This window comes from Nocardia takedensis NBRC 100417, from assembly GCF_000308695.1.
GTDB lineage: Bacteria > Actinomycetota > Actinomycetes > Mycobacteriales > Mycobacteriaceae > Nocardia > Nocardia takedensis.
Window position 1 is genome coordinate 1 of sequence record NZ_BAGG01000110.1, and the last position, 23,932, is coordinate 23,932.

General features: G+C 69.7%; 23 protein-coding genes. 9 read left to right on the forward strand and 14 right to left on the reverse strand.

The features are described from left to right. Both ON30_RS23545 and ON30_RS23550 read right to left on the reverse strand, forming a co-directional pair. A partial coding sequence (locus ON30_RS23545) for an MFS transporter (protein ID WP_157183813.1) occupies positions 1 to 849 on the reverse strand: 849 nt, incomplete at its 3' end. Then, the gene (locus tag ON30_RS23550) at positions 846 to 2,273 is read right to left on the reverse strand and encodes a condensation domain-containing protein (RefSeq protein ID WP_040710220.1); all 1,428 of its coding nucleotides are present in this window, start codon (positions 2,271 to 2,273) and stop codon (positions 846 to 848) included. The genes ON30_RS23545 and ON30_RS23550, both read right to left, overlap by 4 nt. A gap of 215 nt (positions 2,274 to 2,488) precedes the next feature. Between ON30_RS23550 and ON30_RS23555 the strand changes: the two genes are divergently transcribed. Together ON30_RS23555 and tatB are read left to right on the forward strand one after the other, a co-directional pair. Further along, positions 2,489 to 3,565 carry an alpha/beta hydrolase gene (locus ON30_RS23555; RefSeq protein ID WP_083911621.1) on the forward strand — a complete coding sequence of 359 codons (1,077 nt, stop codon included), beginning with the start codon at positions 2,489 to 2,491 and terminating at the stop codon, positions 3,563 to 3,565. A gap of 123 nt (positions 3,566 to 3,688) precedes the next feature. Further along, positions 3,689 to 4,168 (forward strand): Sec-independent protein translocase protein TatB, encoded by a 480-nt coding sequence (gene tatB, locus ON30_RS42105; RefSeq protein ID WP_083911622.1) that lies wholly within the window; start codon positions 3,689 to 3,691, stop codon positions 4,166 to 4,168. Between the two features lie 63 nt (positions 4,169 to 4,231). Here tatB and tatC read toward each other — a convergent pair whose 3' ends face one another. From tatC to ON30_RS23575, 3 genes are all read right to left on the reverse strand, one after another. Next, entirely contained in the window at positions 4,232 to 5,170 is a 939-nt protein-coding gene (gene tatC / locus ON30_RS23565) for a twin-arginine translocase subunit TatC (protein WP_040710221.1), read from the reverse strand. 91 nt (positions 5,171 to 5,261) lie between these two features. Next, a complete protein-coding gene (locus ON30_RS23570) occupies positions 5,262 to 7,088 on the reverse strand; it encodes an acyl-CoA dehydrogenase (RefSeq protein WP_040710223.1) in 1,827 nt (608 codons plus the stop codon). Next, positions 7,088 to 8,320, reverse strand: a complete 1,233-nt coding sequence (locus tag ON30_RS23575) for an oxygenase MpaB family protein (protein WP_040710224.1) — start codon at positions 8,318 to 8,320, stop codon at positions 7,088 to 7,090. The genes ON30_RS23570 and ON30_RS23575 overlap by 1 nt, the downstream gene beginning before the upstream one ends. 263 nt (positions 8,321 to 8,583) lie before the next feature. Between ON30_RS23575 and ON30_RS23580 the strand changes: the two genes are divergently transcribed. Next, entirely contained in the window at positions 8,584 to 10,461 is a 1,878-nt protein-coding gene (locus ON30_RS23580) for an AMP-dependent synthetase/ligase (protein ID WP_040710226.1), read from the forward strand. Positions 10,462 to 10,578: 117 nt separating this feature from the next. Then, the gene (locus tag ON30_RS23585; RefSeq protein ID WP_051029884.1) at positions 10,579 to 10,920 is read left to right on the forward strand and encodes a DoxX family protein; all 342 of its coding nucleotides are present in this window, start codon (positions 10,579 to 10,581) and stop codon (positions 10,918 to 10,920) included. Positions 10,921 to 10,974: 54 nt separating this feature from the next. Here ON30_RS23585 and ON30_RS23590 read toward each other — a convergent pair whose 3' ends face one another. Genes ON30_RS23590 through ON30_RS23600 form a run of 3 tightly spaced genes read right to left on the reverse strand, consistent with a single transcriptional unit; the run spans position 10,975 to position 13,553 of the window. Beyond that, positions 10,975 to 12,240, reverse strand: coding sequence for an acyl-CoA dehydrogenase family protein (locus ON30_RS23590; RefSeq protein ID WP_040710229.1), 1,266 nt, complete (start codon positions 12,238 to 12,240; stop codon positions 10,975 to 10,977). Between the two features lie 9 nt (positions 12,241 to 12,249). Then, positions 12,250 to 13,227 carry a phosphotransferase family protein gene (locus tag ON30_RS23595; RefSeq protein WP_040710277.1) on the reverse strand — a complete coding sequence of 326 codons (978 nt, stop codon included), beginning with the start codon at positions 13,225 to 13,227 and terminating at the stop codon, positions 12,250 to 12,252. A 23-nt stretch (positions 13,228 to 13,250) separates the two neighbouring features. Beyond that, positions 13,251 to 13,553, reverse strand: coding sequence for a hypothetical protein (locus tag ON30_RS23600; protein ID WP_040710231.1), 303 nt, complete (start codon positions 13,551 to 13,553; stop codon positions 13,251 to 13,253). A 188-nt stretch (positions 13,554 to 13,741) separates the two neighbouring features. Between ON30_RS23600 and ON30_RS23605 the strand changes: the two genes are divergently transcribed. After that, positions 13,742 to 15,400, forward strand: coding sequence for an acyl-CoA synthetase (locus ON30_RS23605; RefSeq protein ID WP_040710233.1), 1,659 nt, complete (start codon positions 13,742 to 13,744; stop codon positions 15,398 to 15,400). A gap of 3 nt (positions 15,401 to 15,403) precedes the next feature. Here the strand turns inward: ON30_RS23605 and ON30_RS23610 are convergent, their stop codons facing one another. Together ON30_RS23610 and ON30_RS23615 are read right to left on the reverse strand one after the other, a co-directional pair. Further along, positions 15,404 to 15,730: a hypothetical protein gene (locus ON30_RS23610; protein WP_040710235.1), complete on the reverse strand. Its 327-nt coding sequence runs from the start codon at positions 15,728 to 15,730 to the stop codon at positions 15,404 to 15,406. Between the two features lie 474 nt (positions 15,731 to 16,204). Beyond that, positions 16,205 to 17,302 (reverse strand): NAD(P)H-dependent amine dehydrogenase family protein, encoded by a 1,098-nt coding sequence (locus ON30_RS23615; RefSeq protein ID WP_040710278.1) that lies wholly within the window; start codon positions 17,300 to 17,302, stop codon positions 16,205 to 16,207. Between the two features lie 105 nt (positions 17,303 to 17,407). Between ON30_RS23615 and ON30_RS23620 the strand changes: the two genes are divergently transcribed. From ON30_RS23620 to ON30_RS23630, 3 genes are all read left to right on the forward strand, one after another. Then, a complete protein-coding gene (locus tag ON30_RS23620) occupies positions 17,408 to 18,148 on the forward strand; it encodes a glucose 1-dehydrogenase (RefSeq protein WP_040710237.1) in 741 nt (246 codons plus the stop codon). 109 nt (positions 18,149 to 18,257) lie between these two features. Continuing rightward, positions 18,258 to 19,538, forward strand: a complete 1,281-nt coding sequence (locus ON30_RS23625; protein ID WP_245554189.1) for a glycosyltransferase 87 family protein — start codon at positions 18,258 to 18,260, stop codon at positions 19,536 to 19,538. 145 nt (positions 19,539 to 19,683) lie between these two features. Continuing rightward, positions 19,684 to 20,253 (forward strand): hypothetical protein, encoded by a 570-nt coding sequence (locus ON30_RS23630; RefSeq protein WP_040710239.1) that lies wholly within the window; start codon positions 19,684 to 19,686, stop codon positions 20,251 to 20,253. 40 nt (positions 20,254 to 20,293) lie between these two features. Here the strand turns inward: ON30_RS23630 and ON30_RS23635 are convergent, their stop codons facing one another. Then, complete coding sequence (locus ON30_RS23635) at positions 20,294 to 20,608, reverse strand: hypothetical protein (protein ID WP_040710241.1); 315 nt, start codon at positions 20,606 to 20,608, stop codon at positions 20,294 to 20,296. Positions 20,609 to 20,961: 353 nt separating this feature from the next. Here ON30_RS23635 and ON30_RS23640 point away from each other — a divergent pair, with 353 nt between their 5' ends. Continuing rightward, positions 20,962 to 21,939 carry a fatty acid desaturase gene (locus tag ON30_RS23640; RefSeq protein WP_051029873.1) on the forward strand — a complete coding sequence of 326 codons (978 nt, stop codon included), beginning with the start codon at positions 20,962 to 20,964 and terminating at the stop codon, positions 21,937 to 21,939. 508 nt (positions 21,940 to 22,447) lie between these two features. Here ON30_RS23640 and ON30_RS39345 read toward each other — a convergent pair. From ON30_RS39345 to msrA, 3 genes are all read right to left on the reverse strand, one after another. Next, complete coding sequence (locus tag ON30_RS39345) at positions 22,448 to 22,675, reverse strand: hypothetical protein (protein ID WP_157183814.1); 228 nt, start codon at positions 22,673 to 22,675, stop codon at positions 22,448 to 22,450. A 20-nt stretch (positions 22,676 to 22,695) separates the two neighbouring features. Beyond that, positions 22,696 to 23,346: a hypothetical protein gene (locus ON30_RS23645; protein ID WP_051029877.1), complete on the reverse strand. Its 651-nt coding sequence runs from the start codon at positions 23,344 to 23,346 to the stop codon at positions 22,696 to 22,698. 75 nt (positions 23,347 to 23,421) lie between these two features. Continuing rightward, entirely contained in the window at positions 23,422 to 23,889 is a 468-nt protein-coding gene (gene msrA, locus ON30_RS23650) for a peptide-methionine (S)-S-oxide reductase MsrA (protein ID WP_373282622.1), read from the reverse strand. Positions 23,890 to 23,932: the final 43 nt, after the last annotated feature.

Here is a 23,932-nt window from a genome sequence, read left to right on the forward strand (position 1 = left end):
CCCCGGTCGGCGAACAGGTCGACGCGCAGCAGCGGGGTCGCGCCGCTCGCGCGTACCCGACGCTGGTGGGCGAGGAAGACCAGCGCGAGCGCCGAGGCCAGCGCCACCGTCGCCGACCGAAGTCGGCGGCCAGCCGATCTCGGGCGCGCGGGTCAGGGGGTAGAGCAGGCCGAGCAGTGCGGGCGTCGCCAGCAGGATGCCGGTCGTGTCCAGGCGCACCGCGACGGCCGGGCCGTCCGCCGGCAGGCCGCGCCGCATCAGCGCCAGCGCGAGCAGCCCGAGCGGCACGTGCACCAGGAATACCGCGCGCCAACCGATTCCGAGCGGATCGGTCCCGAGCAGCACACCGGCGATCAGTGGCCCGGTGATCGCGGCGAGTCCGGCCGCGCCGCCGTAGAGGCCGAAGACCCGGGGGTGGCGGGACCGGTCGAAGGTGGACGCGATGACAGCCAGGGTCTGCGCGGACACCAGCGCGGCGCACAGCCCCTGCGCACCGCGCGCCGCGACCATCTCGGCGGTGCCGTGCGCCGCTGCCGACCACACCGCCGCCAGGATCAGGCCCGCCATCCCGGTCAGGTAGATCCGGCGTCGCCCGACGGTGTCGCCGAGGCGGGCGGCGGGCAGCAGACCGCAGGCGAAGGCCAGGCTGTAGGCCGAGGCGATGAGCAACTGGCCGGAGTCGCCCGCGCCGAGCCCAGCGGTGAGCGCGGGCAGCGCGGTGTTGACCATCGTCAGGTCCAGCATCTGGAGGAACACCGCGACCAAGCAGCCCGCCAGCACGGCGCGCGCCGCGCGGTCCCGGGGTCGCGGGTCGGCCGCGGTGAGCGCGGCCGAACCCGTCGCTGTCACGACAGCGCCTCGACCGCGGCGGTGAAATCACCTGTCCTGGTGACGGTGTCGAGGATCGAGGTGAGCACCGCCGCGTAGCGTTCGACCGAGTCGACCGCTTCGGCGGTCTCCGGGAAGAACAGCGTCGCGGTGGTGGCCTCCGGGAAGCGGTTGACCCACATGTAGACCTCGCTGGAGCTGACCCGGTTGGCGTACAGGCCGCCGTTGACCGTGCCGAACTGCGCCGCTCCCGCGATGCGGCGGGCGTCGAGGTAGGACACCATCGGGGCCGCCCACCCGGGCCGGGTCCGGATGCCCAGATGCGGCGGCGCGAGTTGCAGCACCCGGTGCAGCGAAACCCCGGCCAGGTCCTTGGCGCTGTCCACCGAGCGCTGCGCCGCGCCGACCACCCGGGAGAACGCGCCGCCCGCACCGGGTTCGATGTCGAAGGACACCGGCACCAGACTGGTGTACCAGCCCACCGAGGCCCCCTCACCCGGCGTGGTGCGGGTGTTGGCGGGCATCAGGCCGAAATACCAGTCCCGCCCGGCGAGTACGGCCTCGGTCAGCGCGACGGCGGCGAAGATCCCGCCGAGGAATCGGCCGCCGTGCGCCTCGCAGATCCGCTCGAAGCGCAGCGCCTGGGTCTCGGTCAGCAACGAGACGCTCAGATGGCCGCCGCGGCCGAAACCGGGTCCGGCCGCGCCCAGCGGCAAGGGGAACGACGGCACGTCGCCGCCGTTGCGCGTCAACAACTCCACCCAGCGTCGGATCGGCGGCGCGGCCAGGGTCAGCGCCGCGGTGTGCGCCCGCTCGCGGGCGCAGTAGCCGAGATGACCGTCGACGGGGGCCAGCACCGCCTCGGTCCCGGCGGCAGCGGCGGAATAGAGCGCGAACAGGTCCAGGAAGGTCACCGCCTGGGCGACGCCGTCGGTGTGCAGGTGGTCGACCACCGCGTAGACCGTGAAACTTCCCGGCCTGCTGATCATTCCGAAGGAGAAGCAGTTCCATTCCAGCGGTCCGGGGGTGATGTCCTGGATGTGCGCGCGCACGGATTCGGCGTCACGGAACACGCCGTGGTCGGTGGGCGTGAACCGGATGCGCTCGGCTTCGAGGACGTGCCGGGTGATCTGCCCGCCCGCCCCGACCGCGAACCAACTCGAGAAGGTGTCGTGCCTGCGCAGGAAGGCGTTGACGGCGGTGGTCATCGCCGCGTGGTCCGCGACGCCGGGCAGGTCGAAGGCCATCATGCACAACCGCGACCCCCGACCGGCCCGCGAGGCGTTGCGGTGGGCGGCGCGCAGGTACTCCTCCTGCTGGTGCGAGGGCGGCGCCGGGTGGGACGGGGCGGCGGCCGCCTCGGCCCGCGACCGCGGGGAGGCGGACCACGCGACGAGTGTGCCCGCCTCGGGATGCCACTCGTCGAAAAAACCGAATCCGATCACGGAATACCCTCGATTCATGCGTCAGGTGAACAAGAGTTAACGTCACCGGACCACTCGGAACCAGTTCTGTCGAACAATCTTGTGACCGCCCCCAGAGCGGTTTCGACGCCTGCTGGTCAACGGCCCAAACGCGCTGGGAAACCGTTGTCGCCCTTGCGGTCAGCGCCTAGTTTCGGACGCACGAGGACCCGACGGACGACAAGGGGAGTTCTTCGATGGTGTTCCAGCCGGTGGGGCGCGGCCGACGCGGAGTTCGGCATTCGACGGCGGTGGCCGCCATTCTGCTGGCGCTGTGGCCGGGCGCTGTCGTCGGACATGCGGCGCCACCGGTTCCGGTCGATCCGGAAATCACCTCGGTGCGCTTGGCCGGGGATATCTCGGCGACTTCGCCGGACGGTTCCTTCATCGCCGACATCGCGCGCGGAACGCAAGGGGAAATCGACCTCGGCGTCCATTCGGCGGCCATGGACAGTGTCATCCCGATCAAAGTGCTGCCCGCCCGCGACAGCACCCGGCCCGCGCCGACGCTGTACCTGTTGAACGGGGCCAGCGGCGGCGACGCGGGGTCGAGTTGGCTCGACCAGACCGACGTGCCCGAGTTCTTCGCCGACAAACACGTCAACATCGTCATCCCCATCGGCGGAGCAGGCAGCTACTTCACCGACTGGCTCCGACCCGACCCCGTCCTCGGACGCATGGCCTGGACCACCTTCCTCACCCACGAACTACCCCCCATCATCGACACCGCACTCCACACCACCAAAGCCAACGCCATCGCCGGCATCTCCATGGCCGCCACCAGCGTCTTCCAACTCGCCATCGCCGCACCCGGCCTCTACCGCGCCATCGGCTCCTACAGCGGCTGCATCCGCACCAGCGACCCCCTCGGCCAAGCCATGGTCGCCGCCGTCGTCGCCCGCTGGAACGGCGACGCGCTGAACATGTGGGGGCCGCCACAGGACCCGGCGTGGACGGTCAACGATCCTTTCGTCAACGCCGAGAAACTGCGCGGGACCACGATCTACGTCTCCACCGGCACCGGCATTCCCGGTCACCTGGACACCTTGCAGGCGGTGTCCGCCGATTCCACCCAGTTGACCTGGCAGCTGTTGATCGGCTCGCCCATGGAATGGGTGATCGCGGCCTGCACCGCGCAGTTGCGCGACCGGCTGTCCCAGTTGAATATTCCGGCCGTGGTCGACATGCGGCCGACCGGGACGCATTCCTGGGGTTATTGGGGGGAGGATCTGCACAAATCCTGGCCGGTTCTGGAAGCCGCGCTGCGGCGTTGACCCGCGCGAACCGCGCCCGATTCCCCGCGAATCGGGCGTTTTCGCTGTGTGACGGAATTGTGCAATATCCAGAATCGTCGCCGGCGCGGATTCGGCGACCGCCGTCCGCCTTAGCCTGGAACCATGTTGGATGGCGTCGGCTGGAGCGAGCTGATGATCTTGCTCGTGGCAGCACTCATAATTCTCGGACCGGAACGATTACCAGCCGCCGTGCGGTGGACCACCGATTCGCTGCGGCAGGCCCGCGATTATCTCGGCGGCGCGACGGCGCGCCTGCGCGAGGAAATAGGACCGGAGGTGGAGGAATTCCGCAAGCCGCTGGCGGAACTGCGCAGACTGCGCGGCATGACACCGCAGTCGGTGGTCTCCGCCCATCTGCTCGACGACGACGCCTCGCTGCGCGAGACCATCGACGCGGTGCGTGAGCTGATCGAGCCCGAACCCATCGACGTGTTCAACTTCGGGGTGATGGCGCCGCGCGGCGCGCAGGCGGCCGGTCTGCCCGCCCTCGACCCGGTGACCGAGGCCGCCCTCGCCGCCGAGACGCCGCGTCCCGCGCCCCCGCGCCCGGAGAAGCCGCCGATCGACCCCGACGCGACCTGACTACAGCCCGAACGAGACCGCCCGCGTCCTGCAGGACGCGGGCGGTCTCGGGTGCGGGGTCGGTCAGTTCCGTTCGCGCCTTCGGGATTCGGTGAGATCGACCTGGACGAATCGCGCGTTCGCCTCGACGGGGGCGGGCGGTTCCAGGGCGGCGGCGGTGTCGTCGGGCAGCGCCTCGAGCGCGGCCCGCGCGCGCCGCAGCCTGCGTCCGTCGTTGAAGCGCGCGTACTGCACCGCGAGCTCGAAGAGCACCGTCAGCGCGAAGGCCAGCGCGAGCATGGAGAACGGGTCCTGCGGGGTGACGATCGCGGCGAAGACGAACAGCCCGAACACGATCCCGCGCCGCCACCGCTTCAACCGTTCGTAGCTGAGCACTCCCGCCGCGTTGAGGGCCGCCACCAGCACCGGGGTCTCGAAGCTGACGCCGAACACGACCAGCAACTGGATCAGGAAGCCGAAGTACTGGCTGCCGCTGAGCGCGGTGATCTGCGCGTTGTCGCCGATGGTGAGCAGGAAGGCCAAGGCGTGCGCGAGCACCAGGTAGGCCAGCACCGCGCCGAGGACGAACAGCACACTGCCCGTGCCGACGAACCCGACCGAGTAGCGGCGTTCCCTGCGGCGCAGCGCCGGGGTGATGAAAGCCCACAGTTGGTAGAGCCAGATCGGCGCGGCCAGGACGACGCCCGCGGTGAAGCCCACCTGCACCCGCAGCATGAACTGCTCGAACGGCGCGGTGGCCAGCAGGCGGCACGCGCCGTCCGGGCTCAGCGCGGCCCGCGCGCTCGGCGGCAGCGCGCAGTAGGGCCGCAACAGCAACTCGCCCAGACTGGGCAGGCCGAACACCGGGTAGGCGTACCAGAGGAAGCCGAGCACCGCCGTGATCGCCACGGCGGCCAGGGATTTCAGCAGCCGGGCGCGCAGTTCGCGCAGGTGGGCCACCAGCGGCATGGTGCCGCGCGGATTGGCCCTGCGTCTTCCGAGTCGCAGATCTGTCGTTCGCATGATGGCCTCGTCATCGAGTACCGCGTACGGCGCGGTGATACCGCAGGGCTCGAATAATGTTAGCAGAGAACAGCATTCGACAGACCGACAATCACCAGGCGGTGTCGTCCATCCGCATCAGGTCCAGGTCCAGGGCGGCCAGCACCGCACGGACACCCGAGAGCAGCGGTAGTCGATTGCGCGCGAACCAGGAGGCGACGGTCACCTTCCCGGTGTAGAAGGCGATATCGGTCTCGGTCGGGTCGCCCGCCAGCGCCGCGAGCGCCACCTCGGCCTGGACCAGCAGTCGCCAGCCGATCACCAGATCGCCGAAGGCGTGCAGGAATCGCACGCTCGCCAACCCGACCTTGTAGATCTGCTCCGGATCGGTCACCGAGGCCGCGAGGTATTCGCCCAGATCCGCCAGCATCGCCCGCACGTCCGCGGCGGCGACGCCCAACAGCGCGCGATCGGCGTCGAGGTCGCCGCCGACGTTGTGCACGCAGGCATCGACCAGGCCCAGCACGTGCTCGAAGGCCGCGCCCTTGTCGCGCACGATCTTGCGGAACAGGAAATCCTGGGACTGGATGGCCGTGGTGCCCTCGTAGAGCGAGTCGATCTTCAGATCGCGCACGTACTGTTCGATCGGATGGTCGAGCAGATAGCCCGACCCGCCGAAGACCTGGAGGGTCTCGGTGATGATCTCGTAGGCGCGTTCGGAGCCGACGCCTTTGACCACCGGCAGCAGCAGATCGTTGACCCGCGCGGCGAATTCACCGTCCACCCCGAAGGCCGCCGATGCCAGCGCCTCGTCCTGGTAGGCGGCACAGTACAGGTAGAGCGCCCGCAACCCTTCGGCGTAGGACTTCTGCAACGCCAGGCTCCGGCGCACGTCGGGGTGGCGGATGATCGGCACCCGCGGCGCCTGCTTGTCGAAGGTCCGCGTCAGGTCCGCGCCCTGTACGCGGGTGCGCGCGTAGTCCAGAGCGTGCAGGTAGCCGCTGGACAGCGTGCCGGTCGCCATGGCGCCCACGCCCATGCGCGCGTTCTCGATCGCCTTGAACATCTGGGCGATCCCGTCGTGCACCTCACCGACCAGGTAGCCCACCGCGGGCCCGTCCGCGCCGAAGCTCAGTTCGCAGGTGGGCGAGGATCTGATGCCCATCTTGTGTTCCAGTCCGGTGACCCGCACGCCGTTGCGCTCGCCCAGGACCATGGTCCGGGTGTCGAACAGGCGGTCGGGTACGACGAACAGCGACAGCCCCTTGGTGCCCGCGGCGCGGCCGACAGGGCGGGCCAACGTGAGATGCAGGATGTTCTCGGCGGTCTCGCCGACGTCGCCGCCGGAGATGAACCGCTTGACGCCCTCGAGGTGCCAGGTCCCGTCGTCCTGGCGCACCGCCCTGGTGCGGGCCATGCCGACATCGGAGCCCGCCTCGGGTTCGGTGAGCACCATCGTGCCCGCCCAGCGCCGCTCCCAGGCGTGCCGGGCCCAGCGGCGCTGCTCCTCGGTGCCCTCGGTGAACAGGACCGTGTGCATGAGCGGTCCGAGATTGTAGAAGTGCGCGGCCGGATTGGCCGAGATCACCAGTTCCTGGACGCACCAGCGCAGCGGTGCGGGCGCGGCCACCCCGCCCATGGCTTCGGGCATGCCGATCGCCGACCACCCCGCGTCGTTGATCGCGGCCACCGTCCGGCGCAGCGGTTCGGGCACCGAGATCCGTTGGGTCGCGGGGTCGAAGGTGACCGGGTTGCGGTCGGCGTGCTCGAAGGAGGCCGCGATCGGCCCTCGCGCCAGGCGCAGCACCTCGGCGAGGATGCCGCGCGCGGTGTCGGCGTCCAGGTCGCCGTAGACGCCGTCGTCGAGCAGCGCGTCGAGTCCCAGCACCTCGAACAGGTTGAACTCCATGTCGCGGAGTCCGGCGCGGAAATGGGTCATCAGTGTCTCCCGGTGGCGTGGCCGATGTGCTGCGCGGACCCGCCGATCCGCGCGCTGTCGGCGCCGATGAGTCGGCGCAGGAAAGCTTCCTGCGCGCGGCGGCCACGCGCGGCGGCGCGGGCCATCCCGCCGGGCAGCGCGCGCGCCAGGACGCAGGCCGCCAGGTTGACCGGGATTCGCAGCAGGGGGTACCAGGGCAGGGTGAAGCGCGGCAGGCCGAGGTGGCGCATCGCGGCGGGGCCGAGGAAGACGCCCGCCACCGACAGGTGCTGGGCGCGGGCGATCCGCCCGCGCAGCCACGCCAGGTTCGGGTAGTGCCAGTGCAGCGGGTCGTCGGCCATGGGCACGGCCAACTGCCGGGTGGTCTCGTCGGGATCGGTGATGGCCGCGAGGCTGTGGTACAGGATGCGCACCCCGTCACGGAAGCCGGTGGGCAGCAGACGATCCTCGACGCCGATCAGCCAGCCGACGTAGCGGGTCAGGTGGGCGGCGGCGTCCAGGTCGCGCGGGGTGGCGACCAGTCCGAGCGCGAGTCCCCCCGCGAAGGGCGCGATGAGCGCGCCGACCAGGGTGGCGGCCATATCGGTCTGGTTGATCGGCAGACCCCACCGATCGGCCTGCCAGTCCGGCATGGCCGAGACGTGCCTGCGCACCATCGCGTGGATGAACCGGACCTGCACCGTGGAGCGGAAACCGCGCCCGCCCGGCGCCATTCCGCCGTCGGAGGTGACGTCCAACGCCCATTGCAGGGTTTCGGCGAACCGCTTGGCGGGCCCTTTCTCCAGGGCTCCGGTGCGCAGCAGCGTCTTGTTGAACCCCGAGGCGAGGTAGCCGCCGAGGAAGGACACGTCGCGGGCGATGTAGAGGCCGTCGGCCCCGCCCAACTGGAAGACGCGTTCGGCGCGGGCGATCTTGTCCCGGTCCAGCCAGGGCGGCGGCGTCTCGACGCGGACGAAGAACTCGCGCAACGGTTCCGGCGCTTCGGGCACCGAGTCGATGCCCGACCGCAGCGCTCGCTCGAACAGCGGGCGCGTGGCGGCCATCCCCTCCCGGTACATCCAGTCGACCAGTTCGTCCATCGGCCCGTCGCCGACGACCAGCGCCGCGCCGAGCGCGTCCCACTGCGTCGAACGGGGGGCGCGCAGACCGAGCAGCAAGGCGAACGGGCGCAGTCCCGGGACGCGGCGCGGGGCGTCGGGATGACGGAGCGGAACAGGATCGACCGTTTTCATGCACCGAAGATACCGAGGTTGTTACATTGCGTCAACGCTGGGAGATCGCCCGGCAGATACGCAATTATGTTAGTGAGGATTCACTAGTATGATGACGATGAGGACGCCCCGAGGACGCACGAATCGCCAGTCGAGTGGTCACCTCGAACAGGCAATGTCCTGGGCTTTACCGGAAAAGTTACACAGTCGAGGCGATTCCGGCCCGCGAACCCCACTCCATAAGTTACTGTTTATTCACCTGTGAATGAACCCGGAGTACACATATGCCGCAGCGTCGCGACCCCTTCGTCTCTTTCCGGCACAGCTCTGGCGTCCTCGTCCGGACGCTGCCGGAGGCATTCCAGGCCACCGCGGCGGCGGAGCCCGACGCCGTCGCGCTGCGCAGCTTCGAAACCGAACGCGAATACACCTGGCAGCAGTACGCGTCCGCGGTCGAACGCATCGCGGCCGGCCTCGCGGCGCTGTCGGTGAACCGCGGCCAGACCGTGGCGCTGCTGCTGACCAACCGGCCCGAATTCCACTTGGTCGACACGGCCGCGCTGCACCTGGGCGCGACGCCGTTCTCCATCTACAACACGCTGCCGCCCGAGCAGATCGCCTACATCTGCACCAACGCGGCCAACCGGGTCGTGGTCACCGAACAGCGCTTCCTGCCCCTGGTGCGGCGCACCGGGATCGAGTTCGCCCACATCGTCTGCGTCGACGGCCCCGCCCCCGGCGCGCTCAGCCTCAACCATCTGATGAAGTTACGCCCGCGCGGCTTCGATTTCGAGAGCACTTGGGCCCGGGTACAGCCCGACGACCTCGCCACCCTCACCTACACCTCGGGCACCACCGGTCTGCCCAAAGGCGTGGAGCTGACCCATTCCAACGTGCTGGCCCAGTTGGTCGGCCTCGGCGACCCGCTGCCCGCCGACTTCACCGACCGGATCGTCTCCTACCTCCCGGCCGCCCACATCGCCGACCGGATCACCGCGCACTACGCGAGCATGGTGCGCGGCATCCAGGTCACCTCGATCGGCGACCCCAGCGGGATGGCGGGTGCGCTGATCAGCGTGCGGCCGACCATCGTGTTCGGCGTGCCGCGCATCTGGCAGAAGGCCCAGGCCGCGGTGCAGGCCAAACTGGCCTCCGCCCCGCCCAGCGCCAAGACCCGCCTGGCCCACTGGGCGCTGCGGATGGCCGAACAGCGGGCGACCGTCGAACTCGACAGCAGGCGGCCCGGTTTCGGCCTGCGCCTGCGTCACCGGATCGCCGACGCCCTGGTGCTGTCGAAGATCCGGGCGGGCATGGGCCTGGACAAACTGCGCTTCGCGGCCTCGGGCGCCGCGCCGATCCCCGTGGAGACGCTGCGCTTCTTCTACGGTCTGGGTATCCCGCTGACCGAGGTCTGGGGGCTGTCGGAGGCCGCCGGGGTCAGCACCACGACCACCCTGCCCGGTCCCGCCCTCGGCTCGGTCGGCAAACCGATCCGCGGCGCGGAGGTGAAACTGGCCGCCGACGGCGAGATCCTGGTCCGCGGGCCGATGGTGATGCGCGGGTACTATCGCGACCCGCGCCGCACCGAGACCGCCTTCGAGGGCACCGACTGGCTGCTCACCGGTGACGTCGGCACCGTCGACCACAACGGCAACCTGCACGTCATCGGCCGCAAGTCGGAGATGATCATCAACGACGCGGGCAAGAACATCGCGCCCAACGCGGTGGAGAACGCGGTCAAGGCGGTCTCGTTCCTCATCGGCAACGTCATGGTGATCGGCGAGGGACGGCCCTACCTGACCGCGCTGATCACCTTGGACGCGTTGGCCATCGCCGCCGACGCGGAGGCCAACGGCGTCGTCGCCGCCGATATCGCGATCCTGGTGGCGCGTCCGCGCATCCGCGAACTGGTCACCGAGGCGGTGGTCAAGGGCAACACGACGGTCTCGCGCCCGGAGCAGATCAAGCGCTTCCTGCTGCTGGATCACGTGTGGGAGCCGGGCGGCCCCGAACTCACCCCGAAGATGTCGTTGCGCCGCAACGTGATCGCGCGCCGCTACGCCGGGGTCATCGACGGGCTCTACGCCGACCCGCTCGGGCCGGGCGTGGTCGACCTGTCGCCGCGTCGCAAGCCCCTCGACGCCCCGTCCAAACACCACTAAGTTAGCCCGTATTCACTACTTCCCGAATCCGCACCTGTGAGGAGGCTCCCGGTGGGCCAAACCCTGGACGAGTCCGCCGCGCGCGGCAGCGCCCGCACCGCACGACGGTTGGCGGCGATGCTGTTCGGCATCGGCGTCCTGCACTTCGTCGCGCCCGCGCCGTTCGACTCGGTGATCCCCAAGCAACTGCCCGGCCGCCCGCGTCTGTACACCCACGGTTCCGGCGTGGCCGAACTCGTGGTGGCCGCCGCGCTGGTCACCCCGCGCACCCGTCGACTCGGCGGCAGGCTGGCCGAATGGCTGTTCATCGCCGTCTATCCGGCCAATATCCAGATGGCCGTGGACTGGGTGCGCAACGACCAACTGCCCGCACCGCTCAAGGCCGCCGCACTCGCGCGCCTGCCGCTGCAACTGCCGATGGTGCTGGCCGCCCGCAAGGTGCGCCGCGGCGCGGCCTGAGACACGCCGCGTGCCCGGTCCCGGAATTCCGGGGCCGGGCACTTCGCGGTTCGCTCAGCCGACGCCCTTCGGGTTGGCGCGATCCATGAATCCGAACAGATATCCGGCGACGCGGCGCATCTGGATCTCCTCCGCGCCCTCGGTGATCCGATAACGGCGGTGGTGGCGGTAGATGTGCTCGAAAGGCACGTGCCGCGAATAGCCGAGACCGCCGAACACCTGCATGGCGCGATCGGCCGCCTCGCAGCACAGCCGATTGGCCCAGTAATTGCACATCGACACCTGCTCGGAGGCCGAGAACGTGCCGTTGCGGTCCATCGACCACGCGGTCTTGTGGATCAACGTCCGCAGCATCTCGCACTGGGTGTGCAATTCCACCAGCGGGAACTGGATGGCCTGATTGCGGGCCAGCGGAACGCCGAACGGTTTGCGCGTCTTGGCGTAGGCGACGGCTTGATCGATGCAGAACTGCGCCGCGCCCAGACTCGACGCCGCCTGCCGGATGCGGTTCTCGTTGAAGAAATGCTGGACCACCGCCAGGCCGCGCCCGACCTCGCCGAACACCGCCGATTCCGGGACACGCACGTCGGTCAGTGAGATCCGGGCGTGATCGGTGGGCATGTTGAAGGTCCAGAGATATTCCTCGACCTTGAATCCGGGGGCGTCCGTCGGCACCAGGAACGCCGTGATCCCGGTGCTGTCGCCCGCGTTCCCGGAGGTGCGGGCGAAGATGAGATCGGCGGCCGCGACGTGGATTCCGGTGTTCCAGGTCTTCGCGCCGTTGATGACCCAGTCCCCGCCGTCGCGCACGGCCGTGGTCTCCATGTGGGTGGCGTCGGAACCGTGGTCGGGTTCGGTGATGCCGAAGGCGAACATCGTCCGACCGGCCGCGAGATCCTCCAGCCATTCCTCGCGCTGGGCCTGCGACCCGTATTCCAGCATGAGCAGCAAACCGACGTTGTTGCCGACGATGGCGTGCTCGTTCTGCAAGTCGCAGTGCAGGCCGAGACCGCGTTTGGCCAGATGTTCGCGGATGACGGCCATACCGAGATTGGTGCCGTCGCGGCCGCCGTATTCGGCCGGAAAGGGATAGCGCAGATGCCCCGCCGCGTCCGCGCGCCGACGCGTCTCGGCGAGCAGTTCCTCCCATTCGGCATTCGGCAGACCGCCGCGTTCCCAGTCAGTACGGGCGTCCTCGCGGCGGTGGTCGAAGAATCGGATGTTGTCGTCGGCCAGTTCGAGCGGGCGGATCTCCGCGTCGATGAAATCGTCCAACTCGCCGAGGTATTCGACCAGGTCCGCGGGCAACTCGAAATCCATGGACATCTCCTATGATGCGCTCGGCCGGATCTGCATGAGCAGATCCCATTCGATTTCCGATACCCGACGGCCGCTGGCGGCCATCACGATATCGCGGGTCTGTCCCGAGGTGTAGGCGGCGGCCTGACCGGCGAGCAGAACTCCCCACGCCAAGGTCGCCGCGGTCTTCCACCAGCGGAAACGTTCGAGGTCGAAAACTCCGCCCGCGTTCTCGTAGGCGGCGACGAATTCGGCGCGATCGACCAGTCCGCCGAATTCCTTCGCGTCCGCGCCGAAGCGCCACATGCGCAGCATCGGCCAGGCCAGATCGCGCATCGGGTCGCCGTGGTTCTGCGCGCCCTCCCAGTCCAGGATCGAGCGCAGCCCTTCGGGTCCGACGACGATATTGCCCACCCGTAGATCGGTGTGCACGATCGCGCGTCGCGCGGGCGGGGCGGGGACGCGGCGTTCGATCGAGCGCAGCGCGTGGCGCACCACCGGGCGATCCCACAGCAGGCCCCGCACGCCGCGGCCGATCTCCTCGAGCACGGCGGCGGCCGGATCGTCCCCCGGCGCGCCGGGCAAACCGTCGGGAGCCAGCGCGGGGTCGACGGCGTGCAGTCCGGCCATCGCCGCGCCGATCTGCGCGGCGACCTTGCCCGCGGTGCCCTCGGCCTCGATCAGGCGCAGCACCCGGCGCGGCACGGTCTCGCCCGCGATGCGCTCGGAGACCAGGAACGGCGCGCCGAGCACCGCGCGGTCGACGCAGCAGGCCACCACCCGCGGGGTGGGAACGCCCTGGGCGCGCACGGTTTCGCGGACCGCGCCCTCCACCTCGATGGGCATCAGTTCGACCTCGGCGGGCACGATGGTGGCGACCAGGGGCAGCGTCCGGCCGTCGTGGACGGCGTCGAAGGAGACGTTGCGCCGCCGGGCGCCCGCCGAGAGCGCGGTGACCGCGCCGATCTCGACCGTGCCGCCCAGTTCCGCGCCGAGGAACGCGGCCATCCCCGCGGCGAAGTCGGCCCCGCTCACTCGTTCTCCCACGCGTCGTATCCGGGTTTGGCCACGGCCAGGTCGCGCCGGACCTCGTCCACGAGGGCCAGCCAGCCCGCGAGATCGAGGACGTCGTCCGCGACGACCGAGCTATCTGTTACCGACGGTTCTCCAGGGGCGGGCAGCGCCTCCCACTCCCGGCGCAGGATGCGCGCGATGTTCGCGCCGACCCGGGCCGAGTGCCGCAGGCCCTCCGGCAGTTCCGGCAGGAGTCTCTGCTCGAGCAGTTCCGCCAGCGCCGTGAGCAATTCCGGTGCTGACGGGCGGTATTGGGACATACTCGACCCTCTCGGCGACGTCATTGTGCCCTGGCGACACTATCCGGCGGTCCCACGGAGCGAAAGCCGGAATATGTTAACGCCAATTCACCTGATGCTATACCCTGCCGGATAGGCTGGACCCGCTCGGGCAGGTCCGTCCCAGACACGAGCTGGTTCGTCGTCCGACTCGACCGGAGGTTTACTCGGTGAACGCACACAAGCCGTCCCCGCGCCAGGCGCTGCGGTCGGTGACCGACGCCGTCGCCGCCGCGACGGTGCTCAGCAAACGCGGCATGATCGAGTTCTCGAAGCCGCGCGAGATCCTGCGCACCGTGCGCGACTCCGAGGTCTACGGCCCGTTCGTCACGGTGCTGGCCAGCGGCGCGCGACGCTTCGGCTCGGCCCGCGCCATCATCGACGAGCGCGGCGCGCTGAGCTTCACCGACCTCGACGAGCAGTCCAACGCGCTGGCCCGCGGGCTGGCCGACCGCGGCCTCGGCCCCGGCTCGGTGATCGCCGCGCTGTGCCGCGACCACCGCGGCATGGTGCTCACCCTGCTCGGCGCGGGCAAACTCGGCGCGCGGGTCGTGCTGATGAACACCGGTTTCGCCAAACCGCAACTCGCCGACGTCGCCGCGCGCGAGAAGGTCGGCGCGATCCTGCTCGACAGCGAGTTCCTCGACCTGCTCGGCGAGATCCCCGACACCGTCCCGCGCATCCTGACCTGGGTCGACGAGAAGGACGGGGTCGACCCCGCGACCCCCACCGTAGACGCGCTGGTGGCCGCCAACGCCACCGCGCCGCTGCCCGCCCCGGCCAAACCCGGCGGCACCGTCATCCTGACCAGCGGCACCACCGGAACGCCCAAGGGCGCGCCCCGCGACAAGGTCTCCCCGCTGACCTCCGCACAGTTCCTCGACCGAATCCCGTTGCCGCGCAACGACACCATCGTGATGGCCGCGCCGATCTTCCACGGCACCGGCCTGTCCCAGTTCACCCTCGGCCTCGGCCTGGGCAACACCGTGGTGTTCCAGCAGCGCCGCTTCGACGCCGAACGCACGCTGGCCGCGATCGCCGAACACCGCGCCGCCACCCTGGTCCTGGTGCCGACGATGCTGCAACGCATCGTCGACCTGCCCGCCGAGGTGCTGGCCCGCTACGACACCTCCTCGCTGAAGGTGCTCTTCGCCGCGGGCTCCTCGATCTCGCCCGATCTGAGCAAGCGCACGGCGGAGGTCTTCGGCGACGTGCTCTACAACCTCTACGCCTCCACCGAGGTCGCGGTGGCCGCGGTCGCGACGCCGCAGGACATGCGCGAGGCGCCGGGCACCGTCGGCCGCCCGCCGGTCGGCTGCCGCGTCGCCCTCTACGACGAGAAGCGCCGGCGCATCACCGAACCCGGCGTGATCGGCACCATCTTCGTCTCCAGCGGACTGAGTTTCGCAGGCTACACCGACGGCCGCACCAAGGAGACGGTCGACGGGTTGATGTCCAGCGGCGACGTGGGCCATTTCGACGCCGAGGGCAGGCTGTTCATCGACGGCCGCGACGACGAGATGATCGTCTCCGGCGGCGAGAACGTCTACCCGCTCGAGGTCGAGAACCTGCTGGTCGACCGTGCCGACATTCTCGAGGCGGCCGTGATCGGCGTCGAGGACCGCGATTTCGGCAAACGGCTGCGCGCCTTCGTCGTGGCGGCCGAGGACGCCCAACTCGACCCGCAGGAGATCAAGGACTACGTCAAGGCGCAGTTGGCCCGGCACAAGGTGCCGCGCGATGTGATCTTCCTGCCGGAACTGCCGCGCAACGCAACCGGAAAACTGCTGCGCAGGCAGTTGCAGGAGTATCAGGAGCCGACGGCCTGAGCCTCAGGGCAGCACGCCGACCGTGACCGCGGTCGGCGTGCTCAGCGGACCCTCGATCACGATGATCATGGTCGAGCCCTCGGTGTTCGCCGCGTCGCGGGCCAGCCGCGTGATCGTCTGCCCGAGAGAGTGTTTCGCCTCCGGGGTGAAGCTCGGCGGCAACTGGGCCAGCACCGGCCCCACCTCCCCCACGGCGAGCGCGGACGCCTCGGCGGAGGTCAGGGTGAGGGTCAGGGCCGAGTCCGAGCCGCCGATGGTCGCGGCCGTCGCGGTACCGGCCGACCAACCGGCGCCGACGAGGGCGGCCGTCACCGCGAGCGCCGAGAGCACGGCGAGCCGTGCGACGCGCGGCGACGAGGTACGGGGCCGTGTCCGATGGGGCTGTGTCCTACCGAGCTGGGTCCTACCGAGCTGAGTCCTACCGAGCTGGGTCCTACCGAGCTGAGGCATACGGCTACTCCCGGATTCGTGGGTGCGCGCGAACGCCGGGCGCGTCCGGGTCGCACACCTCGCATTCGGTGCCGCGCCCGCTCGCGGATCGATCCGGATCACCGCGCGGACCGATCGAACCCATGCCCGACCGATCCGCCCGCACCCTGGATGTCACCGGCCAACCCGCGGGCCGCGCGGTATCGACCCGCCGAACTGGTCGCGGCGGGCTTCCCCTGTCGGCCCGACCCGCAGGCCGCGCGGTATCGACCCGCCCCGAACACGCGGCGCGCCCCGACCGCGCCACCTCGACTCACGGATGCGCGATCCTCGACTCACTGATCGCGCGGCCTCGCCCCACCCGGCCGCGCGGCCTCAACCCACCGGTTGCGCGGTATTCGGCGGGGTGTAGACGGCGGCACCGGTGACCAACGGCAGGTCCAGGGTGGTGCGGATGCCGGGCGCGGCGGCCACGACCGCGGGCACCGCGTTGACGATGCGTCCGGCGGCGGCCAGGATCGCGGCGTAGTTGTGGTCCCCCGCGCGACTGGTCGGGCAGATGTCCACGACGTAGGACGGTTCGCCGGTGATCTCCACGCGGTAGGAGCCGCCGGGCTGGGCGGGCTGCGGCCATTCGGGGCACAGGTCCTCGCGCAACCGGGTGACGTGCTCCACCACGATGGCGGGGTGTCCGGCCACCATGCCGCGCACCTCGAAGCGCAGCGCGACCACGCCGCCGACGGGGACGGTGCCCACCGCGATGTCGAATTCCTCGGTGGCGGCGACCCGTTCGTAGCTGTCGGTGATCTCGTCGACCTCGATGCCGAGTCCGGCCGCCAACTGCCGGATCGCGGTGCCCCAGGCGATGGCCAGCACGCCCGGTTGCAGCAGCATCGGCACCTCCTCGATCGGCCTGCCGAAGCCCATGACGTCGTACATGACGGTGGAGCCGTCGTAGGTGGCGTAGTCGGCGATCTCCATGCAGCGCACCTGTTCGACGCGTTGACAGGTGCTCGCGACGGCCAGCGGGATGAGGTCGGTGGCGAAGCCCGGGTCCACGCCGGTCACGAAGATGCTCGCGCCGGTCTTCTCGGCCGCGGCCTGGATCGGGGCGAAGAACTTGGCGGGCAGCACCTTCCACGGGTATTGCAGCAGGCCGGGCGCGGAGCCGACCACGTTCACACCCGCCTCGAGGATGCGGCGGCAGTCCTCGAGCGCCTCGTGCAGTCGGGTGTCGCCCATCGCGCAGTACACGACGCAGTCGGGGCGGGTGGCCAGCAGCGCGTCGAGGTCACCGACAGCGGTGATACCGGTGGTGAGGTCGAGTCCGGCCAGTTCGCCCGCGTCCCGGCCCACCTTGGACTCGGTCGAGACGCAGACACCGGTCAGTTCCAGCGCCGGGTTGCCGATGATGCCGGCCAGCGCCAACTTGCCGACATTGCCGGTGCCGACATGGGCTACACGGACAGACATGCGGTTCTCCTCCTGGGACGTGGTTCCGCGGCGGGCCATTCCACCGGCCATCACTCCAGACAACTGTCTAGAACACGTTCCAGTTCGTATGCTAGCGTGACGAGCATGGGACGTGTAGACGGCAAGGTCGCCCTCATCAGCGGTGGCTCACAGGGTATGGGCGCGGCGCACGCGCGCCTGCTGGTCGCGGAGGGCGCGCGCGTCGTGCTCGGCGACATCCTCGACGACGAGGGCAAAGCACTGGCCGAATCGCTCGGCGACGCGGCGCGCTACGTGCACCTCGACGTCTCCGACCCCGACCAGTGGACGGCCGCGGTGGCAACGGCCGTCGACACGTTCGGCAAGCTCGACGTCCTGGTCAACAACGCGGGCATCGTCAACGGCGGCCCGCTCGGACGCTTCGACCTCGACAAGTGGCGCAGGATCATCGACGTCAACCTGACCGGCACCTTCCTGGGCATGCGCGCGGTCGTCGACCCGATGATCGCCGCGGGCGGCGGGTCGATCATCAACGTCTCCTCCATCGAGGGACTGCGCGGCGCGCCCTGGGCGCACGGCTACGTCGCCTCCAAGTGGGCGGTGCGCGGCCTGGCCAAATCCGCCGCCCTGGAACTGGCCCCGCACAAGATCCGGGTCAATTCGCTGCACCCGGGCCTGATCCGCACGCCCATGACCGAGAACATCCCCGACGACCTGGTGACCATCCCGCTCGGACGGCCCGCCGCGTCCGAGGAGGTCGCGACCTTCGTGCTGTTCCTGGCCTCGGACGAGTCCTCCTACGCCACCGGGTCGGAGTTCGTCGTGGACGGCGGCTTGGTCGCGGCGGTCCCGCACAAGACGTCCTGATCGGCCCCCGCCCGGCGTCGCGCGGCGCTGTGGCGGGCGCCACTCCCTGTTTCGATCGGCATGGCCCCGGGAACACGACTGCGGGGCAAACCGAACGCTGGGAGAATGCGTGACGTCGACAACGATCGTGAAGCAGTCCGCGCCCGTCGCGCCGGAAGCCGCGCGGACGCGCACCCTGCCGCTCCCGGTCCTGTGGACGCTGCTGGTGCTGGGCGGACTGGCCGGGGCGCGGTATCTGTACCAGGTCCTGGACCTGCCGCAGGTGCTGATGCACCTCAAGGACCTGAGCGTCTACCAGATCGCCGGGGACCGGGTGCTCGACGGCGATTCGGTCTACGACACCCCGCTGCTGGGCAATACCCGCGGCGTCTGGGAATTCGTCTACACACCGTTCGCCGCGCTGCTGTTCGTCCCGCTGACCGCGCTCGGCGCGGGCGATGTCTACACCTGGGTGGGCGGCCTGGGCAATATCGGCATGGTCGCGGCCTCGGCCTTCCTCACGCTGTCGATGCTGGGCTACCGCCGCGATCCGCGCCTGGCGCTGGTGAGCGTCTCGATCGCGGGACTGCTGATGTGGTGCGAGCCGATCCGGTCGACCGTGGCCTTCGGCCAGATCAACGTCGCACTGCTGTTGCTGGTGCTGGCCGACATGGCGCTGCCCGACTCCTCCCGCTTCAAGGGCGTGCTGACCGGCATCGCCGCCGGGATCAAGCTGACGCCCGCTTTTTTCGTGCTCTACCTGTTCGTCACCGGACGCGAGCGGGCGGGCTACACCGCGATCGGGGCGTTCCTCGGCACCGTCGCCCTGGGTTTCGCGGCCCTGCCCAAGGATTCGCTGACCTTCTGGAGCGGGGCCTTCGCCGATCCGGCCCGGGTCGGCGTCCCCGAGAACACCTCCAACGAGTCGATGCGCGGCATGCTCGCGCGGGCGGTCGGGGTGGACGGGCCGCACCAATTGCTGTGGTTGGTCGGCGCGGCGCTCGTCGCGGCGCTGTGCCTGTATCTGGCCCGGCGACTGTCGTTGTCCGGTAACGAGATCCACGCGGTGGTGCTGTGCGGGCTGACCATGACCGCGGTCTCGCCCTACAGTTGGGTGCACCACTGGGTGTGGGTCGCCCCGCTGCTGATCGTGCTCGCCGAGGCGGCGGTGCGCGGACGCGATCTCGTGGCCGCGCTGCTGCTGGCGGTGGCCGCGGTCGTCACCTCCGGCGGCGTGCTGCCCGAACTCGGCTCATCGGTGGGCACCGTCCTGGACTACGGCGCGCACGGCTCGTTCGCCCCGCTGTTCCGCAACGCCTACCTCTGGATGACGGGGGCGCTGTTCGTGGCGGCCTGGCTGTACCCACGACGGTCCGCGCGATCGGCCGTACCCGAACCGGTCACCGCCTGAGCCCGCGTTCTCCGCCGCCCGAATCCTCCGCCGCCCGAATCCTCCGCCGCCCGAATCCTCCGCCGCCCGAGGCCGAACCCTCGCCGTCCGAAGGGGCGACGACCGAAATCTCGCGGACAGGGTGCGCCGCGAATAGGATTCGCCGGTGCCCCTCACCCGTGACGACCTCATCGGCTACATCGACCGCGATCTCGACGACGACCTCGCGCGATGGTTCGCGGGCAGTCCCGCGGTCGACATCTCCGACGAACCGGTCCGCGCCGTCGAACCGTTCCTGACGCGCCTGTCCCCCGCCGACGCCGCCGCGCTGGCCGCCTTCGACCGGCGCGTGCGGTCCGGGACGATGCCGCAGTTCCTCGACATCTACTCCTGGTCCTACGGATTCGACTTCGCCGGCAACGAGTGCGAGATCCTCGACAGCGACTACGCCACCGAATTGACCGACGCCGACCTCTATTCCCTGGGCGCGGACGGCGGCGGCAACCTCTACGTCCTGCTGCACACCGGGCAGGTCGCGCTGTGGTTCCACGAAGAGCAGGTCGTGGAGGGCCACACTTGTTTCGACGACCTCGACACCTTCGTGTGGTCGATGGTGCGCTACCACGCGGTGCGCGCGGGCGAACTCACCCCGCTCTCGGTGGAGGCCGAATTCCTCGCCCTCGCCCAGGACGGCATGCTCGAACCCGAAGTCGGACTGCTGCGCACGCTGCGCTAGCCGCCGATCCTCGGTGACCGCAGGCCCTCAGCGTCCACCGTCACGCAGCATCAGCAGCGACAGGTCCGCGGGCCGGCAGGGTCGCGCTGCCGAGAGCGCAGCCCACGGTCGGGCCGAGCGCTTCCAGCGTCCACGTGTAGCCGCCGGGTCGCCGCGGGTCCAGGCGACCGGTGACGATCTCGGTGAGCGCCCGGTCGAGTTCACCCGCGTCCTCGACGCGCAGCAGCGCGCCCGATGCCGTCAGGGCGGGCACGGCCGTCAAGGCGGCGTCGATCACGGATCGGTCCCCGGAGCCGACCAAGGCGGTCAGCGCGGCCGGGTCGACGGCGAAAGCGGAGAGATACTGTTCTGCCACACCGTCATTGTCGTGTCGCGGTCCGTGTGTCGCGCACCGGGCCCGCCCGCCGTCGAGGTCGGTGAACCCCTCGGAAACGGGGACACTCCGGCGGGTGCACGGGGTCCGCGCGGTGGTGTCGCGGGCATGAACACCTCACGCCGGGTACGCGACGGTACCGCCCGCACCTCACCGTCGCAACCTCGAACCGCCGTCGTAATCAACTGTTGGACAGGCACTTTCGCCAGCGACAGCCGGATGGTGCGCCGCCGCGCGACGCGGGCGACCGCCGATCCGTGAACACCCGGACGGCCCCGGTTGGTGACACCATATGCGTCGAAGTATGGGGTCGACCTGCGTGTGAGGGCAGTGGGATGAAGCGGACACGAACTGCCGGGACTGCGCGCCGCGCGGAGCTCGCCCCGCGACCGGACCGATCGATCAGCGCCTGGCTGGCGGCGGCGGCGATCACGGTCGGACTGGCCCAACTACTGGTGGTGCCCCTGGTACTGCTCCCCCGCGACCGGGCCTGGGGGTGGGTGCTCGTACCGATCGCACTGGCCACCACGCCGTTCTGGTCGCTGATCCACGAGGCCGTCCACGGCTCGCTGCTGCGCGACCGCGAACTCAACGACCGGTTCGGCCGGGCACTGGCCGTGCTCTACGGTTCCCCGTTCGCGCTGCTCAAGGCCGGACATCTGCTACATCACCGCTACAGCCGGACCCGCGAGCGCACGGAGATCTACGATCCGGCGCACACGACGCCGCTGCGCGCGGCGCCCGGCTACTACCTGCGTCTGTTCGGCGGGCTCTACCTGCTCGAGGTCCTGGCACTGCTGCTGGCGCTGCTGCCCGCCACCACCGTGCGCCGGATCGGCGAGCGGGTCGAGGCCCCCGACTCGATCGCCGGACTCGTCTTCGACCGACTCGCGGGCGACCGTGTCCTGCCGGGTTTCCGCCTCGACGCCGCCGTGATCGTCGTCCTGCACCTGGCCGCGTTCCTCGCCTACGGCGTGAACGCCTGGATGCTGGCGCTGGCGTTGCTCGGGCGGGCGCTGATCATCTCGGTGTCCGACAACGCCTATCACTACGACACCGCCCTGGACGCCCCCTTGCAGGCGTTGAACCTGCGTCTGCCCCGGCCGCTGGAAGGGTTCGCGCTGAGCTTCAACCTGCACGGCGTGCACCACCGGCATCCCGGCCTGCGCTGGTACGAGTTGCGTGGCGCGTTCGGCGCGGAGGGCGGTCGCTACGACGACGGCTGGTTCACCGCCGCCGCGCGGCAGATGCGCGGACCGATCGCGCTCGACGCCACCATTCCGTCCGCACGGAAACAATTCGACGAGAAATAGCGACACGTCGAAACAATTACGTGTCGCACGGGAAAAAGACGGTCGAGACGCCACCCGGTCGATTCGGCAAATTGTCGCCGAAGAACTGAATCGGTGTCGCGGCCCCCTTTCCCGGTCGGCGGCGCCCGGATGCGCGATTTCGCGCGACGCCGCCACTGGTATTACCGCGACGCACCGCGTCAAACCTCTCGCGAATATTAAAAACCTCGATCCCGATCACGCCGACAGTCGTTCAACCGTCCATATGGAAGCAATCGAACTCCTCCGTACCCGGGTACGTGACCTACCGCCGGTAACCGACTCCGAGTACGACCCGACCGACCAATGCCCACCACGCGACGGCCGAACCCGCTATCGGCCCCCCTATTCATGCAGGTGAGGCGGTCGATTTCGCCATCTGCGGACCCCACCGGACGCGCGTTCCACCACATCCGCCCGAGAGCCGCGCGGCGATACGCGCCGGATTCGGGTAATCGAGAGCCAATCGAGACATCCCGGCCGCTCCCTATCAAGGATCGGTAACGAAGCGCTCAGAACGCTTTTCCGGCAAATTGAATCCGCTTACGGTTTTCGTATCGCCAACAGGTGGCGAGGGCGGGAATTTCCGCCGACGAGTGGAAAAGGAGAACATCATGGACACACTCATCACCCTGATCACGGCGCTCCTCAGCTCGCTCAGCGCCTCCTGATCGATCGCATCGTCTCCGGAAAAGCGTCCGCCCCAGCTCGCCTGCACGAGCTGGGGCGGACTCCTGTCTACCGGTCGAAGGGCCACTCGACGCACAGTTCGCCCCCGAACAGATGGCCCGCGTGGCGGCGCATCCGGGAGGCGTGCGCGGGATGGGCGGCCAGATCGGTGTAGGTCTCGAACTCGTAGTCGACCAGACCCGCGGTGTGCGCGAGGTAGACGTCGAAGCCCGGATACATCAGGCCGAGGTAGGGCATGTCGTCCAGGTCGACGGCCAGCACCGGGTACTCCCCGAACGCGTCCGGCTGACCGACGCTGAGCACCCGCCGGGAATCGGAACCGCCCGGCAGCAGGAAACATTCGGCGAAACGCTCGGCCAGCGGAGCGAACTCACCGGCCCACCCCTCGCCGAACTCGGCGGCGACCACGGCGTCGACCGGACGCGGTGTCAGGTTGCCCGCCTCGTCGAACCACCCGTGTCGGCACAGCAGGTCGGTGTCGAAGGCCAGCCAGGTCCGCAGGCTCGGCGGCAGCGGCCGACCGGACGGAAAGCTCAGCCGCGCCAACTCCTCCGGCGGGACGGGGGCGAATTCGCCCGAACTCCAGGGGATGGGCTGGTGGTCGAGCACCGAGGCGGTCGGATCGCGACGGACGATCTCGATCACCCGCTCGGTGGACAGGACTGCGGATTCGGGTCGCCTGGACCCGTCGAGCGACATGGGAGCGAACCTAGCACCGACACGACGACGACCGCGCCACCGGATCTCCGGTGACGCGGTCGGTTTCGTTCGAACTCAGCTCGCGGTGGTCTGCCGCTTGGGCAGCTTCCAATCCGGCCTCGGGAAGTGGCAGGTGTAGCCGTTCGGGTAGCGCACCAGATAGTCCTGGTGCTCGGGCTCGGCCTCCCAGAACTCGGGTGCCGGTGTCACCTCGGTGACGACCTTGCCCGGCCACAGCCCGGAGGCGTCGACGTCGGCGATGGTGTCCAGCGCCACCCGCTTCTGGTCCTCGTCGAGGTAGAAGATGGCCGAGCGGTAGCTCGAGCCGACATCGTTGCCCTGCCGGTCCTTGGTGGTGGGATCGTGGATCTGGAACAGGAACTCCAGCAGCGCCCGGTAGTCGGTGACGGCCGGGTCGTACTCGATCTCCACGGCCTCCGCGTGACCGGGATGGTTGCGGTAGGTCGGGTGGTCGTTACGGCCGCCGGTGTAGCCGACCCTGGTGGCCAGCACCCCGGGCTGCCTGCGGATCAGATCCTGCATCCCCCAGAAACATCCGCCCGCCAGAATCGCCTTGCGCGTCTCG